At 58.5% G+C, this 15,789-nt stretch carries 12 protein-coding genes; 6 read left to right on the forward strand and 6 right to left on the reverse strand.

All coding sequences use genetic code 11. From position 1 onward, the window contains the following. Window positions 1–24 precede the first annotated feature (24 nt). Window positions 25–624: a YqgE/AlgH family protein gene (locus C7477_RS01490; RefSeq protein WP_110748043.1), complete on the forward strand. Its 600-nt coding sequence runs from the start codon at window positions 25–27 to the stop codon at window positions 622–624. 347 nt (window positions 625–971) lie between these two features. Here C7477_RS01490 and C7477_RS01495 read toward each other — a convergent pair whose 3' ends face one another. The 4 genes from C7477_RS01495 to thrC all read right to left on the reverse strand — a co-directional run bounded on the left by C7477_RS01495 (window position 972) and on the right by thrC (window position 7,385). Then, window positions 972–3,842 (reverse strand): EAL domain-containing protein, encoded by a 2,871-nt coding sequence (locus C7477_RS01495; RefSeq protein WP_425373488.1) that lies wholly within the window; start codon window positions 3,840–3,842, stop codon window positions 972–974. 107 nt (window positions 3,843–3,949) lie between these two features. Beyond that, a complete protein-coding gene (locus C7477_RS01500; protein ID WP_110748046.1) occupies window positions 3,950–4,558 on the reverse strand; it encodes a GNAT family N-acetyltransferase in 609 nt (202 codons plus the stop codon). Window positions 4,559–4,668: 110 nt separating this feature from the next. After that, on the reverse strand, window positions 4,669–5,961 hold the full coding sequence (locus tag C7477_RS01505; protein WP_110748048.1) for a M16 family metallopeptidase: 1,293 nt from the start codon (window positions 5,959–5,961) through the stop codon (window positions 4,669–4,671). A 5-nt stretch (window positions 5,962–5,966) separates the two neighbouring features. After that, window positions 5,967–7,385 carry a threonine synthase gene (thrC, locus tag C7477_RS01510; RefSeq protein ID WP_110748051.1) on the reverse strand — a complete coding sequence of 473 codons (1,419 nt, stop codon included), beginning with the start codon at window positions 7,383–7,385 and terminating at the stop codon, window positions 5,967–5,969. Window positions 7,386–7,557: 172 nt separating this feature from the next. Here thrC and C7477_RS01515 point away from each other — a divergent pair, with 172 nt between their 5' ends. From C7477_RS01515 to C7477_RS01525, 3 genes are all read left to right on the forward strand, one after another. Further along, a complete protein-coding gene (locus tag C7477_RS01515) occupies window positions 7,558–8,124 on the forward strand; it encodes a hypothetical protein (protein WP_110748054.1) in 567 nt (188 codons plus the stop codon). A gap of 317 nt (window positions 8,125–8,441) precedes the next feature. Next, complete coding sequence (locus C7477_RS01520; protein ID WP_110748057.1) at window positions 8,442–10,061, forward strand: EAL domain-containing protein; 1,620 nt, start codon at window positions 8,442–8,444, stop codon at window positions 10,059–10,061. 125 nt (window positions 10,062–10,186) lie between these two features. After that, on the forward strand, window positions 10,187–10,369 hold the full coding sequence (locus tag C7477_RS01525) for a hypothetical protein (protein ID WP_110748060.1): 183 nt from the start codon (window positions 10,187–10,189) through the stop codon (window positions 10,367–10,369). Window positions 10,370–10,403: 34 nt separating this feature from the next. Here C7477_RS01525 and C7477_RS01530 read toward each other — a convergent pair whose 3' ends face one another. Both C7477_RS01530 and C7477_RS01535 read right to left on the reverse strand, forming a co-directional pair. Next, window positions 10,404–12,401: an IPT/TIG domain-containing protein gene (locus C7477_RS01530; RefSeq protein ID WP_110748062.1), complete on the reverse strand. Its 1,998-nt coding sequence runs from the start codon at window positions 12,399–12,401 to the stop codon at window positions 10,404–10,406. 153 nt (window positions 12,402–12,554) lie between these two features. Continuing rightward, window positions 12,555–13,244, reverse strand: a complete 690-nt coding sequence (locus tag C7477_RS01535; protein ID WP_110748065.1) for an HAD family hydrolase — start codon at window positions 13,242–13,244, stop codon at window positions 12,555–12,557. Between the two features lie 281 nt (window positions 13,245–13,525). Between C7477_RS01535 and C7477_RS01540 the strand changes: the two genes are divergently transcribed. Beyond that, complete coding sequence (locus C7477_RS01540) at window positions 13,526–14,659, forward strand: site-specific DNA-methyltransferase (RefSeq protein ID WP_110748068.1); 1,134 nt, start codon at window positions 13,526–13,528, stop codon at window positions 14,657–14,659. A 278-nt stretch (window positions 14,660–14,937) separates the two neighbouring features. Beyond that, window positions 14,938–15,789 (forward strand): IS110 family transposase (locus C7477_RS01545; RefSeq protein WP_110748072.1); only part of this gene is annotated, 852 nt, incomplete at its 3' end.

A 15,789-nucleotide genomic window follows, 5' to 3' on the forward strand; every position in this document is an offset into this window, starting at 1 on the left:
CCGATCCGTTGCTACCTTTGTCTTATGGATATTTTGCAACCGGCGCAGAGAGACAACGGGTTTCTCAACGGACAGTTCCTCATCGCCATGCCAGGCATGGGCGATGACAGGTTCGCGCGGGCGGTTGTCTATATCTGCGCCCATTCTACCGAAGGGGCGATGGGTTTCATCATCAACCAGCTCCAGCCCATGCGATTTTCCGATCTTCTGGTGCAGTTGGGTGTTATCGGCGAGGCGGAAATCAATCTGCCCAACGCCATGCGCCATATCCAGGTGCGCAATGGCGGTCCGGTGGACCGCAGCCGTGGCTTCGTGCTGCATTCCGACGATTTTATGGTGGAGTCCACCCTGCCGGTGGCCGACGATATCTGCCTGACCGCGACCGTCGATATCCTGCGCGCCATCGCAGGCAATGGCGGACCTTCGCAGGCGCTCATGGCGCTGGGCTATTCAGGCTGGGCTGCGGGACAGCTGGAAGCCGAAATTGCCGGAAACGGCTGGCTGACCTGCCCGGCCTCCCGCGAACTGCTCTTCGATGCAGATATCTCCACGAAATATGACCGCCTTCTGCATTACATCGGCATTGATCCGTCACGGCTGGTCAACGATGTGGGCCATGCTTGAGTTTTTGTCGGGTCTTGAAATCAGCCTATTGGTACAGTAGATTAACGGAGTGGATCAGGAGGCGATAACCTCCTGATCCCCTTACCTTAGTCTTTTCGATTGACCCGGACGGTTATTGACCAGCTTGTCCGGGTCTTTCGTATTGTAAAGGTGATGCTAGAAAGCTTTCGCCACATAGCCATCCTCCGTATCGAGAGCAAGGGCCTCTTGCCTTGGCTGGCGCGACCATCATCGCCAGCGCGCCGGCTGGCCTCGGCGCATACTGCTTTTTGCTCTCAACACGATATGGATTGCACGGTAGCCGGAAATTGTCGACGGCGGCGCCTACGCTGCGTTGAAAAAATTTCTCAAGCCGCCGCCGGTTCCATCTGGTCTTTCAACAGCCGGCTTGCTGCTTCCGCCGGCATCGGCTGACCGAACATGAAGCTCTGCACATATTCGCAGCCGAGCTGGCGCAGGTGCAGCGCGTCGGTTTCGTTGTCCACACCTTCCGCTACCGCCGCGAGGCCCAGATCATGCGCCATGCTGACAATGGAGCGCAGCAGCGTCTGCTTTTGCGCCTGGTCGCCGCGCACGAAGGAGCGATCGATCTTGATCATGTCGAAAGGAAAACGGGTGAGATAGGACAGAGAGGAATAGCCGGTGCCGAAATCATCGAGGGACAAGCCCACGCCCATATCCTTGATGGCCGCCAGCACGTGCGCGGATTGCTCCGGGTTTTCCATGATGACGGATTCGGTTAGTTCCAGCTTCAGGCTATCAGGCGCGATATGCGTACGCGAAAGTACGGAGCGGACATCGTTGATAAGATCCTGGCGGATCAGCTGCGTGCTGGAGAGATTGACCGAGACGAAGACATCCATGTCGGGAAAGCTCTCGCGCCAGCTGAAAACATCCTGAGCCGCCTGGCTCATGGCGAAAAGGCCGAGCTGAACGATGAGACCGGAACTTTCGGCGACCGGGATGAACTCGGCAGGCGGCACCGCGCCGCGTCGTGGATGCTCCCAGCGCAACAGCGCCTCGAAGCCGGCGATGCTGCCATTTTCCAGCCGTACGATCGGCTGGTAGACGAGGGCGATTTCCTGCCGCTCGATGGCCCGGCGCAGGTCCGATTCCATTTGCAGCTTGTCGCTGCCGATCGCGCGGAACGCGGGCCGGAACGGCTCGATGCGGTCGCCGCCGTAGCGTTTGGCCTGATACATCGCCAGTTCCGCGTCCTTGATAAGGTCTTCGGCGTTCGCCGACGCGCTCGTCCAGGTGATGAGACCGATGGATGCGGTCAGCACGATCTCGCGCTTGGCATAGGCGATGGGCGCGCGAACGGCCAGCTTGAGCGCTTCTGCGAAGGCGGCGATGCGCGCCGGGTCGTTTTCCGAGGTGAGTAGCAGGCCGAACTGGTCGGAGGCGAGGCGGGAAAGCGTGTCCTGCGGCTTCAGCAATCGATGCAGGCGGCGCGAAATGGTAAGCAGGATCGTATCGCCCGCCGACATGCCGAGACTGTCATTCACCTGCTTGAAGCGGTCAATGTCGATGACGAAGACCGTCGGCCGCAGCTTGCTCTCGTTGCGGGCCATGTGGATGACATTATTCAGCCGGTCGAGGAACAATTCGCGGTTCGGCAGCCCGGTCAGGTTGTCATGCACGGCATCGTGCAGCAGGCGCTCCTCCGCCTTCTTCTGCTCCGTGACGTTGATCAGCGTGCCGACGCAGCGGACAATCTCGCCGTCTGAGCCGATGACCGGGCGGGCACGCAGCGCAAACCAGTGATAATGCCCATCGCTGGCGCGCAAGCGGAAGGTCTGCGCGATGCGCCCGCGCCGATTTTCCAGAATGGCGTCGAGTGTGGAGCGGAAGCGGTCGCGGTCGTCGGTATGCATGGCGGGCAGCCAGTTGCGCACCGGCCCCTGCAATTGGCTTGCGCTGGCCCCTAACAGGGTGTCGATGTCGGGCGTCGTCACCACGCGGTCGCGCGGCACGTCCCAGTCCCAGACGATGTCGCCGGAACCGATGATGGCGAGCGCCTGCCGCTCCATGTCGGAGAACAGCCCGTGATGCAGCGCGCCCCCGGCGAATGCATGCTGCATCACGGTGAAGCCGATGAGGAGCACGATCAGCACGAGGCCGCCGCCCAGCGCCGGCTGTACGATATCGTTGTCGAGGCGCCCGGAGATGGCTAGCCATGCGCCTACGGTCCAGATGAGGATCAATATCCAGGTGGGGATCAGCATCACCGCGCGATCATAGCCTTTGAGCGCGAGATAGCCGATGATCGCCACGCCGGCGACGCCGGTCAGCGCGAAGGAAAAGCGCGCGATCCCGGACGCGATCGGCGGGTCGATGAAGGCAACGCCGATGAGCGCCAGGAGACCCAGAACCCAGGTCAGCGCGCCATAGCTGAAATGATCGTGCCAGCGATTCAAATTGAGATAGGTGAACAGGAAGACCACCAGCGTCGCGGCGAGTCCTACCTCCGTTCCCGCGCGCCATATTTGTTCGTTGCCGGGTGTGATTGCGATCAACTTGTTCCAGAAGCCGAAATCGACGCAGATATAGGCCAGCACCGCCCAGGCGAGCGCCGCGGTTGCGGGGAAGAGCGAGGTGCCCTTGACGACGAAGAGAATGGTGAGAAACAGCGCCAGCAGGCCGGAAATGCCAAGGATGATGCCGCGATAGAGCGTATAGGCGTTGATCGTGTCCTTATAGGCTTCCGGCTCCCAGAGATAGACCTGCGGCAGGTTGGGGGAGGTGAGCTCGGCGACGAACGTCACAACGGAGCCCGGATTGAGCGTGATTCGGAACACATCGGCATCCGGGCTCGCCTGCCGGTCCAGCGCGAAACCCTCGCTGGGGGTGATCGAGTTGATGCGGGTCGAGCCCAGATCCGGCCAGACGAAGCCAGATCCCACCAGGCGGAAATGCGGCGCCACGATCAGCCGGTCGATTTGTTCGTCGGTCGGATTGGCGATGGCAAAGGCCGCCCAGTCGCCGTGGCCCCGCTTGTCGTTGGCCTGCACCTCGATGCGGCGTACGATGCCATCGGAGCCGGGCGCCGTCGAAACCTGGAAGCTTTCGCCCTGATTGCGGAAGATTTCCACCGCGCGGGAAAGATCCAGCGCGGTATCGTCCTTGGAGATTTTGACAGGTTCGAACGCAAGCGCGGTGCCGGCGCCCCCGGCGGCAAACAGCACGAACAGAAAAATGCGGGAAAGCGCTTTCAGCGGGCTGCTGGAGCAAGCGATTTTTCGTTCGGACTTGCGAAAAAACAAAGATTTAGAGCGGTTCCCCGATTCGATCAAAAAAAGAATCGCTCTAAAAGATCGTGACACTAGCGGGCGCCCTTATTGTTCGTCGTACTACGTCGGTCGTTTTCGATGAGCGAGTACAGGAGATGATCCTGCCACAGGCCGTTGATTTTGAGGTAGGAACGCAACAGCCCCTCTCTCTGAAATCCGGCTTTTTCGAGAAGCCTTGTAGATCGCTTATTATGGGGAATACAGGCAGCTTCGAGGCGGTGCAATCGCAACTGCTCGAATGCAAAGGGGATAACCAATCCTATCGCCTCGGTCATGTACCCTTGACCGGCGAATGGCACGCCGCACCAGTACCCGATCTGGCCGCATTGCGCGACGCCGCGCCTGATATTGCCGAGCGTGATGCCGCCCAGGAGCCTGCTGTCGGAATTGCGGAAGACGAAGAAGGGATAGCCGGTGCCTGATTGCGCCTCCTCCTGATAGCGCCTGATGCGCAGGCGGAAGGCTCCGCGCTCCAGATCGTCCTCATTCCACAGGGGTTCCCAGGGGGTGAGAAACGCCCGGCTTTCCGCGCGCAACGCCGCCCACGCCTTATAATCGCCACCCACCGGCGCACGCAAATGGACGCGGTCTCCCCTCAGGAATGACTGGCTACCGCTCTTGGCGAAGGGCAGGGCGATCATGGCTTTACACGTTTGTTTTGCCTATTGTGAGCAGTGAGCGGTGAGACAGTGAGCAGAAAAAGAAGGCCATCTTACTGCTCACTGTCTCACCGCTCACTGCTCACCACTCACTAAACCGCCATCTTGCGCGGTTGCGCCCGTGTCGACAGCGCATCCTGCACGCCGTCGAAATTCATCAGCTTTCCGATCGGTCCCACGGCGGCGACTGTCGGCTTGGTGTCGAGGAACAGCCGTCCCGCAAGGTCGGTGAGCCGTTCCGCGGTAATCAGAGAAAGCCGCTCCAGCAGTTCGTCGTTGGTGACCGGGCGGCCATAAAGCAGGATCTGCCTCGCCATCTGACCGGCGCGGCTCGCCACGCTTTCCTGTGACATGAGCAGGCTCGCGCGATATTGGGCGCGGGCGCGGTTCACCTCTTCCTCGCTGATGTGCTTGGCCGCCTCATGCAGCTCGTTCAGGATGACGGGAACAAGTTCGGTCAGATCATCCCGTCCAGTTGCCGCATGGATGCCGAACAGGCCGGTATCGGAAAAGCCCCAATGGAAGGCGTAGACCGAATAGCAAAGGCCGCGCTTTTCGCGCACTTCCTGAAACAGCCGCGACGACATGCCGCCGCCAAGCGCCATCGCCAATATCTGCGAGGCATAGAAATCGCGCACATGATAGGCGCGGCCCTCAAAGCCAATAAGCACCTGCGCGTCCATCAGGTCGCGATGTTCGCGGAAATCGCCGCCGACATAATGGGCGAGATCCGGCATGGGGGCGGTGCTTTGGGCGCGGAAACCGCCCAGCCGCTGCTCCACCTCGCGGACGAAAGCGTCGTGGTCGATGGCGCCCGCCGCCGTCACGACCATGCGGTCGGCGCTATACTGGGTGTCCATATAGGCGCGCAGATCGGCGGAGGTGAAGGCTTCCACAGTTTCCGGCTCACCTAGAATGGCGCGTCCGATCGGCTGGTGGCGAAAGGCCGTTTCGGTGAAATGATCGAAGACGATATCATCCGGCGTGTCGTGTGCCGCGCCGATCTCCTGCATGATGACATGCTTCTCGCGCTCGAGTTCGTCGGCGTCGAATTTCGACGAGGTCAATATGTCCGACAGGATATCGACGGCCAGCGGCACGTCATTGCGCAGCACGCGCGCGTAATAGGAGGTGGTTTCGACGCTGGTGGCGGCGTTGATCTCTCCGCCGACATTCTCGATGTCAGCAGCGATCTGCCAGGCAGTCCGGTTCTCCGTTCCCTTGAAGGCCATGTGTTCGAGGAGATGGGCGATGCCATGCTGGTCGTTCGCTTCGTTGCGCGAGCCGGCCTTGACCCATATGCCCAGCGCGACGCTCTCAACGTTCGGCATCGCCTCGGTTGTGATGGTCAACCCGTTAGATAGACGGCTTACTTCAACGCCCATTCCTGCTAAACTCCCTCCCGCACGACCCCAGAGGACAGAACCCTGGAATTGCGGCTGATATGATCTTCCACGATTTTGAGATCGTTGGGAAGCACGGTGTAGTTTTCTTCTCTTGCCATAAGGTCACTGAGCCAGGCTGGTAGCGCCGGCGTGACGCCGCTCGCCTCCATGACCGCGTCGGGAAATTTGGCCGGGTGCGCGGTGGCGAGCACCACCATCGGCTCCTCGTGCGCCTGGTCACGTCCGACCTTGACGCCGATGGCCGAATGCGGGTCAAGCAGATAGCCGGTGGTTTCCAGCACGCAGCGGATGGTGTGGGCCGTCTCGGCTACGGTGGAGCGCCCAGTGCTGAATTCCGCGCGGATTCGTGAGAGCGGTTCTTCGCCGATCGTGAAGCCGCCGGATTGCTTGAGCCCGTCCATCAGCCCGCGCACCGTCGCCGCATCACGCTTATGCGCCTCGAACAGGAGCCTTTCGAAATTGGACGAAACCTGGATATCCATTGACGGCGAGGTGGTCTGCAAGACGCCGCGCGTCTCATACCGGCCCGATTGCAGTGTGCGGTGGAGAATGTCGTTATCATTGGTCGCGGCGACCAGCCGGTTTATGGGCAGGCCCATGCGTTTGGCGACGTAGCCCGCGAAGATATCCCCGAAATTGCCCGTCGGCACGGTAAACGAAACCGAACGGTCCGGCGCGCCGAGCGCCACCGCGGCGGTGAAATAATAAACCACCTGCGGCATGATCCGCGCCCAGTTGATCGAATTGACGCCGGAGAGCGACAGGGCGTCGCGAAACTTGAGATCGTTGAACATGCCTTTGACGAGCGCCTGACAATCGTCAAAATTTCCCTCCACGGAAAGCGCGTGGACATTGGCGGCGGTCGAACTCGTCATCTGCCGCTGCTGGACAGGAGAGACGCGCCCGTGGGGGAACAGGATGAAAATGTCGGTCCGGTCGCGGCCCGCGAAGGCCTCGATGGCCGCGCCGCCCGTATCGCCCGAGGTCGCGCCGACGATGGTTGCCCGTTCGCCGCGCTCGGCAAGCGTATAATCCATCAGCCGCGCCAGCAATTGCATCGCCACATCCTTGAAGGCGAGCGTCGGGCCGTGGAAAAGTTCCAGGACAAATTCGTTCGCCCCGGTCTGCGCCAGCGGGCAGACGGCGGCATGGCGGAACGTGGCGTAGGCCTCGCGGACCATGCGCTCGAATTCGGCTTGAGGAATTTCGCCGCCGATGAAGGGGGTCAGAACCCGGATGGCGATATCGGCATAGGATTTTCCGCGAAGCCCGCGGATTTCGTCAGGCGAGAGTTTGGGGAACTCCTGGGGAAGGTAGAGCCCGCCGTCACGCGCGAGCCCCGCCAGAAGCGCATCGGAAAATCCTAAGACCGGCGCTTCGCCGCGGCTACTCACGTATTTCATGTCATCCTGACTCTTTATAATAGCAGGTCATGGGTCCGGCGCGGCATGAGGCTTGCCCTGTCTGGCAAAAAACGGGAAAACACCGTCGCGCGGTCCCCATGGCGTTGGTCCCAATGGCGTTGGTCCACGTGTTGGTATAGAACAGGTTCATTAGTGCAGGGAAGTCCGGTTCATGAATAAAGCAACATACAATCGTTCCGCATTTCATCAAGTTTTTGCGATGGCGCTGGTTGTGGCGGCCGCCGCCGGCTGCACCACGAAGGAAGGCGGAGCAGGCGGAACGCTTAGCTCCACGACGGGCGAGGCGCGGATTTCGGAAGCCGAGCTGCGCGCTTATTGCCCCAGCGTGATATTGCGTGAAGGCACGGCGTTTTTCCGCACATATGAGAAGGGCGGCGATAAGGACAGCGCCCGCATTGTCTATCAGGCGGCGATCACGGATGTAACGCGCGCCTGCCAATATGGACCGGGCACGATGACAATGGATGTCGCGGCGGCGGGCAGGATTGTTCCCGGCCCACAGTTCAAGGCGGGCGCGATCACCATGCCCATCCGCGTGGTGGCGATGCAAGGCGATGCCGTCCTTTATTCGAAGCTGCACAAGTATCAGGTCAGTGTCAGCGATCCTTCCACTGCCACTCAGTTCATCTTCAACGACAAGGGCATAAGCTTCCCTATGCCGGCTGATAAGAACGTACAAGTCTTCGTCGGCTATGATGAAGGGCCTCAGGCAAAGTAAATCATAAAATAATCACGCCCCATGATCTGGGAGCGGCTTTCGCATCGGCCCGAGGACCGGCCCGATGCCGGGGGCTGACTGATGTGTAAACTCAAAGACTTGGGGCGCCTTTTGCGTGCTTGGCTGGGCCGCGCGGCGCTCTAAGAATATTGCCTCGCTATAGCCACATTTCTTTAGTTATATTATAGACAAATTCCTTTAATTCTATAGTGCTTTACGATTTTATTATAGGTTTTGATTAAAATTGTAATAACCCTGAGATTTTTATCTCGTTTGGCAGGTTGCAAATTTCCCTTGCATGGCAGGCAGTAAGTTCAGTGATCGATCGTTTGCGCCCCATCTTCCGAACTTCCCCCATTCTCCTTGTGGTGCTTCTGACAGCATTGGTGGGGGGCGCATTCGGCCATGTGCTTGGCAATCGTATGCGCATGTCCTCGGACAAGGAAGACATGACCACCTATTCAAACCAGCTTATGACTCATGCCACCAGCGTGATCAACGCGGCCAAGGGCGCGCTTAATATTGCCAATGCCTCGCCCTATCCTTTCTGTTCGGCGGCGGAGATCGAGTTGCTGCGTAACATCCTGTTCGAGACCCGCAATGTGAAGGACATAGGACGCATCAGGGATGGCAACGTTGTTTGTTCCACCATCCTGGGGAAGCCAGACCGGCATGTACGGATGCCGCGGGCAGCTCCTATCGAGCTGGCCGATGGGTTGAAAGTTTATCCCGACGTTCCATTGGCGGTTTCCAACACCCAGGCCACGATCCTGAGCAAGGCAAACTCCGACGCCGTTATCGATCCCAGGGCCTTCGACACGTTGCAGGAAGCGCCATATCGTTTTGCCGTCTTCTATGGCGATATCGACGCGCAGCGCTTCGGGCAGATTTTCGGCGACAAGGGTGCGGGTTCTCCGCAATCATCGGGTCCCGAGGCGTGGGATTTGCAGGACGGCATTCTTCGCCGCGATAGCTGCGATAGCCGTTCCGGATTGTGCATCGCCGTCTGGGCGGATGCCGATGCGCTCGGCACCGACAACTACGTCAACGCGATCACGGCTCTGGGTGCCGCATTGGGTGCGCTCGGCGGTCTGGGCTGGATCGATTTCCGCCGCCGCGACCAGTCTTTAATGGCAAGGCTTTCCCGGGCGCTTGCCCGTGAGGAACTGACTCTGGTCTATCAGCCGGTGGTCGATGTGGCCGATGAGCGGATCGTTGCGGCGGAGGCATTGATCCGCTGGTGGAGCAATGGGGATTTTATCCCGCCGGATGTCTTCATTGCGCTGGCCGAGCAGCGCGGCATGGCCGGGCAGATCACCCGCTATGTGCTCGATCATGTGATCCAGGAAATGGGCGAAACGCTGCGTCTGCACCGGGATTTCCGCATCACTATCAACGTAACCGCCTCCGATTTGAACGATCCGAAATTCCTGGCGGCGATCGAGGAAGGGCTGCATTACGCGCAAATCGAGCCGGAACAAATCGGCATCGAACTGACCGAGCGCTCCGCCGCGGATTCGCATGCGGCCATCGAAGGCATCGCCCGGCTGAGGGCACGCGGACATTCCGTCTATATCGATGATTTCGGCACCGGCTACTCCAGTCTTTCCTACCTTGGCGAACTTAAAGTCGATGCGTTGAAGATGGATCGCGCCTTCACCCGCACCGTCGGCACGGATGCGGTAACGGTGAGTATCGTGCCGCAGATCATCGACATGGCAACCAAGCACAAGCTTGCCATCGTCGCCGAAGGTATCGAGACCGAGGCGCAAGCCGCCTATTTTCGCGGTCTTCCCGTGCGCATACTAGGGCAGGGGTGGTTCTACGGCCGCCCCGTTTCCGCTCCCAGACTGATCAAGCGGCTGGAACAGCAGGATGGGATTATCGCACTGCGAAAGCATCGCAAGAAAAATCGTCCGGGAACGCAGGCCGGGTAAGACATGCGGCTGGTTTTTCAGGATCGTTCTCGATAGGATATCGGTTAAGATTTAAACAAAATTTGATTAAAAAACAGGCGTGCGCATCAAGATAATATCAACCGGATTACGCTACTATCCAAATCATGAAATCACGATTCGAACGCATTCTTGAGCCGACCGACACCTGGGCCATTTTCGATTTGGTCTCGGGCGTTCCGGTTATCATAGGCACCAAGCTGATGATCGGCCTTTCGCTTGAAGAGGCGGAGGAAACGCTCGCCGTCCTCAATGCCCCGCCGAAGGTGCGGAAAAGATCGGCCGCTTAGTAGCGGCCGCCAATTTCCCGCACCGTTGATCATATCAACCCCGATCGGCTTGATCGGTGGGTTCGCTGAACTCCGTGATATATCGATAAGCGTAGGGGGCTATGCCGCCTCCATCGGGAACTTGCACATATATGTCGACCGATGCAACCGAATGGGGCGGGGTGGTCACCACAAGTTCGGTATCCGATATGACCTGCAGGTTGGTGCCGGCGGTTCCCGAAAAATCAACCTCGGTCGCCCCGCTCAGATTCGTTCCCTTGATGGTGACCTGCGTTCCTCCCTCGACCGAACCGCTCGACGGCTGCACGCTGGTGATTGTTGCGGCATCCTGAAACACGTCCCAGCTCACGGTGTAGAGACCATAGCAAACATCTTGATTCCAGAAAGTAATGGTTCGTTCATTCTCATCGACAGTGATATTGTAAACATATCGAACGCCTTGATTCCCAAATTGGAGTCCCTTGGTGCAATGATTGATCTGATCCATCCCACTAAAATTTATATACGCATTATCTACGTTTAATGAATAATAATATCTATTATTGAAGAAAATCCCATAATTACAGCCGATATCCAGCATAGAATTTGGCAATATAGCACGAGTAACCCCAAAGTTTGTCCTCATGGGAACAGGAGGGGGAGCATCATGAGTAATATTCGAAGAAGATATTTCGCTGTTTGGCATAGTATATGTGGCATAGGAAGGGTTGGCGTCATGCGCCGCAGCACTTATACGGAGCGATCTTAGGTCCCTGGCGCTCGGGGGCGCGCTGATCTTGTCTCTACCTTTTGCGGATTTCGTGCCATTATTAAGGCTGATTTGCAAATACTGATATTGAGCTGAGCCGAGAACAAAGCTATCTTCCCCAACGGTGAAGGAGATTGTGCCCAGGTCTTGCGGCGGCGCGCCGTTGATAAAGACGAGATTTTTGCTCTTGATGATATCGGCGTTTAATTCATCGCCATAGAGTTTGAAAGAGCCGTTATTATCTTTCTGAGTTATGAAATTGAACATTCCCTCGGGATAGTCCCGATTCGCGAAATCGAAGGCTGATTGAAAGCTTCCAGAGTTGAATGTAAATACTGCCGAGGAATCTACATTGAACGTGCCAGCGCTTGTCGCTGTGATGGAGCCGTTGATATAAAACTGTGCGCTATCTTGCGCCACCAGGGTGCTGTTTTGTCCAATGGCTACGTCTTGGCTCCATATGTCTATTTCGTAATTCTGGGCTGCAATGATTTCAACATCATGTTCAATGGTTACATGGGGCGCGCTCAGCGTGAACGGTCTTCCAGGGAAGCTGGCGCCGCCGAGATATACGTCGCCTCCTTTGGACGTAATTTTGGAATATGGTCCAATGTCCGCAGTGTTCGTTGAGCAGATGCTGAGGCACGGCCCTGACAATATGGGGGGCATCCCCCCAGGTACAGTGATGGTGGCCGTCAAGGAGGCGGAAAATTTCGCGCAGGTGAATCTGACAAAGCTGTTATCATACATATTTATATTTAAGCTATTTTGATCCGTCCTTCCGGAGATGGAGTATGCGTAAGCTTCGAAACGGCTTAAATTTCTCGTTTCGATATTGATTTGCTCCCCCGGCTGCGTGATGAACTCTAGTGCGTTCGTGCTTGTAACGATATTGTCGGCGATCGTGAAGAAGCCGTTCAGCACTGTGATATTTGTCGGGCCTTGTCGGCCTGAATCACTGCTGCCGAATATTTGCACAGAATCACCGGGAACCGCTTGCGGCCATAACGTCAGCGAATTCTGCGAATTCATCGTAAAAGACGTTCCCATCGCTTTGCCGAGTTGGCTTGGAGGCAGCCCGATCGATTGCGCGTCGTAACTGTCGTCGAAGGTCTGATCCGCATTCGGGTTCCAGGAAAAACCATCGGCTATCTTGGTCGGGGTGGTTTCTTGCGTCTTGCTCTGACCGGCAGCCGGCTTTTTCATCGTGATTATCCCTTGATGTCGCTTTGGTAACAGAGCGCGCTCAACCTGGGCGCAGCGCAGACCGGCGATAAAATTCATGAATAATAATATTTGCTCTTAAAAAGAGTTATTTTTTATATATACAAGGATAGCGAGAAAAAACAAGCGCATTCTTATACAAGAGACATGATCAATGTCGCTGGAGAGGGAACTGAATGTGCTCCCTCTCATCTGCACCTCCAAAATCGATTATCACACCTCTTCCGACCAAACCGCCATCGCCTCGATCATCGCCGGCAAATCCTTATGCCGGTTGATGACGGTTTCTGCGCCAGCCTCCGTCAAGCGGTCGGCATGGCCGGGATAGGTGTGGCCGCCGCCGGTGAAGCCGATGACGCGCATACCCGCCGCATGTGCGGCATGGACGCCGTGGACCGAATCCTCCAGCACGATTGTCTTCTTCGGGTCGGCGCCGAATTTCTCCGCCGCGTAAAGGAAAACGTCCGGCGCCGGTTTGCCCTTCTTGGTGCCGACTTCGCGCGCGGCGAAGATGTCGGGCGCGAAAAGATCGTAAAGCCCGGTCCGCTTCAGCATCAGATCAAGCCTTTTGCTCGATGAGTTCGAGCATATGCATTTGGGCAGCTTTAACGCCGAGACGGCCTTCGCGATGCCCTCGATCGCCTCGACTTCGGTTGCCAGCCTCTCGTCGAGAATCCGGTCGGATTTCTCGATCAGCGAGGCGGAAAGGGGAATTCCGGCTTCCCGTTCCACCAGCATCAATATGTCAGGCCAGGTCAGGCCGGAAAACCGCTCGGAGATTTCATCCGGCGCGATCGGATAACCCGCGTCTGTCAGAAGCTCGGATTCGACCTGCGCGGCAATGATTTCCGAATCGACCAGAACGCCGTCGCAGTCGAAGATGATGAGCTCAGGTGCGGCCATATCCGGGGTATCCTGTCGTTTCAAGGCAAGGGGAAGGGGGAAACTGAAGGGTTTCGAGCTACACCTTTATTCCGTGAGCGTCAAAGTTTTATGGCGAGAGATGCGACCGTTTAACGGCATGTTTACCCTGTTCGGTAACCATGAGGCCAAGTTAAAGCCGCAAGTCCGGATGGAACGCAGCGCGGATTAACAATCAGCCGGTGGCTGATTGTCCCGCGTAAGCGCTCCACGCTTTCCCCGGATTTAGGCTTGGTAAGCGTCCTCTAGTAGCCGAGTATCTCATGCCTGTTGTTCGTAAAGTGAATGAGCTGCCCCATGCAGCGCCACAGTCCTCCTGGCTTGACACGATCCTCAAGGGCGATTGCGTCGCGGCTCTCGAACGGCTTCCCGATCACTCCGTCGATGTGATTTTTGCCGACCCGCCCTACAATCTCCAGCTCGATGGCGATCTGCACCGTCCCGACCAGTCCAAGGTCGATGCCGTGGATGATCATTGGGACCAGTTCGAAAGCTTCCAGGCCTATGACGCCTTCACCCGCGCCTGGCTGCTCGCCTGCCGCCGCGTATTGAAGCCCAATGGTACCATCTGGGTCATCGGCTCCTATCACAACATCTTCCGCGTCGGCACCTCGCTGCAGGATCTGGGATTCTGGATGCTGAACGACATCGTCTGGCGCAAGACCAACCCGATGCCCAACTTCCGCGGCCGCCGCTTCCAGAACGCGCATGAAACCATGATCTGGGCTTCGCGTGACCAGAATGCCAAGGGCTACACCTTCAATTACGACGCGCTGAAGGCGTCCAATGACGACCTTCAGATGCGCTCCGACTGGCTCTTCCCGATCTGCACCGGTCATGAGCGGCTGAAGGACGGCAATGGCGACAAGATCCATCCGACCCAGAAGCCGGAAGCCCTGCTTGCCCGTGTGCTGATGGCATCGTCGAAGCCGGGCGACGTGGTGCTCGATCCGTTCTTCGGCTCAGGTACGACCGGCGCGGTGGCCAAGCGTCTCGGCCGCCACTTCGTCGGCGTCGAGCGCGAGCAGGCCTATATCGATGCCGCCACGGCCCGCATCGCGGCTGTAGAGCCGCTGGGCAAGGCCGAACTCACCGTCATGACCGGCAAGCGCGCCGAACCGCGCGTCGCCTTCGTCAGCGTCATCGAATCCGGGCTGCTGCGTCCGGGGACGGTGCTCTCCGACGCCCGCCGCCGCCATGCGGCAATCGTCCGCGCCGACGGCACGCTCGCCGCCAATGGTGAAGCCGGATCGATCCACCGCATGGGCGCCAAGGTGCAAGGGCTGGACGCCTGCAACGGCTGGACCTTCTGGCATTATGAAGAGCAAGGCACTCTCAAGCCGATCGACGACCTGCGCAGCCAGATCCGCCTCAGGATGCTGCCGGCAGGGGCATAAAGCGCCACCGCGGCTTTTGTCGGGTGCGGCAACTTCACCGTTGAGGCATGGATTCCTGTGACAAGCACAGGAATTGTCTGTTTGTTTCATGCTTAATTGGCGCTGAGGCTGGATGCGATTCCCGGGATGGCCACCCCGGGAATCGCCGTGGTCTGGGCGCCCGTACAGGAATAGGTCTTGCGACCCTCGTCATCTTGGGCCCCAGCCGCGCAGCCTCGCATCGCTTGTTGACTTGAATGGGCATTGACGCCCGCAGACAATGCAAAGCGTGGAGCATCATGATGACAATTGATGACGAAATCCAGTCTGTTATCGGGTTGGACGTATCCTGCGATACCGTCACCCTGTTCGATAGCCTCACCAGCCAAACCATGACGGTCGCCAATCGCTGCGATGAGCTGCGCAGCGCGCTGGAGGCTTTCGCCGGGCGTGGCGGCCTTCTGGCGGTTTGCGAGGCGACCGGTGGATATGAAGACGAGCTCCTGGCGGCCTTGGCCATGCTGGCCATTCCAGCCCATCGCGCCGACGCCGCCAAGGTGAAGTCCTATATCCGCTCCTTCGGCAAAAGGGCCAAGACCGATGCCATCGATGCCCAATGGCTCGCCCGGTATGGGTGTGACCGGGGCCGGACGCTGGCGCCATGGCGGCCCGCCGAGGCCAACCACAGCCGGATATCCCTGCTGGCTGCACGCCGGATGGATCTTGTCGCCATGCGGGTCCAGGAAAAGAACCGGCTTAAGGCGCCCCGCGCGCGCACCATCGCAGTCGACATCAAGGACCATATCGCCGAACTCGAACGCCGCATCGATGCGATTGAACTGGAGATCAAAACCCTCATCAACAACGACCCTGGCCTTCGGCAGCGGGAAAGCGCCCTGCGCACCATTCCCGGCGTCGGTGAAACCATTGCCGCTTTCCTCATCGCCACCATGCCGGAATTGGGATCCATGAACCGAAGACAGGCGGCCTGTCTGGCCGGTTGCGCACCCCACCCCCGCGATAGCGGCAGGATGACCGGCCATAGAACCACCACGGGCGGGCGCCGTCACATCAGGCCGATGCTCTTCATCGCAGCCCTGACCGCCATCCGCGGCAAAAATGATCTGGCCGCGGCATACAAGGCATTCCTC

This window comes from Paramesorhizobium leguminum, from assembly GCF_003217235.1.
GTDB classification, from domain to species: Bacteria; Pseudomonadota; Alphaproteobacteria; order Rhizobiales; family Rhizobiaceae; genus Paramesorhizobium; species Paramesorhizobium leguminum.

Coding starts and splice junctions, on each gene's coding strand:
- C7477_RS01530 (WP_110748062.1), bottom strand. CDS start 12,401: ATGAATTTTATCGCCGGTCTGCGCTGCGCCCAGGTTGAGCGCGCTCTG.
- C7477_RS01525 (WP_110748060.1), top strand. CDS start 10,187: ATGAAATCACGATTCGAACGCATTCTTGAGCCGACCGACACCTGGGCC.
- thrC (WP_110748051.1), bottom strand. CDS start 7,385: ATGAAATACGTGAGTAGCCGCGGCGAAGCGCCGGTCTTAGGATTTTCC.
- C7477_RS01505 (WP_110748048.1), bottom strand. CDS start 5,961: ATGGGCGTTGAAGTAAGCCGTCTATCTAACGGGTTGACCATCACAACC.
- C7477_RS01535 (WP_110748065.1), bottom strand. CDS start 13,244: ATGGCCGCACCTGAGCTCATCATCTTCGACTGCGACGGCGTTCTGGTC.
- C7477_RS01500 (WP_110748046.1), bottom strand. CDS start 4,558: ATGATCGCCCTGCCCTTCGCCAAGAGCGGTAGCCAGTCATTCCTGAGG.
- C7477_RS01540 (WP_110748068.1), top strand. CDS start 13,526: ATGCCTGTTGTTCGTAAAGTGAATGAGCTGCCCCATGCAGCGCCACAG.
- C7477_RS01490 (WP_110748043.1), top strand. CDS start 25: ATGGATATTTTGCAACCGGCGCAGAGAGACAACGGGTTTCTCAACGGA.
- C7477_RS01515 (WP_110748054.1), top strand. CDS start 7,558: ATGAATAAAGCAACATACAATCGTTCCGCATTTCATCAAGTTTTTGCG.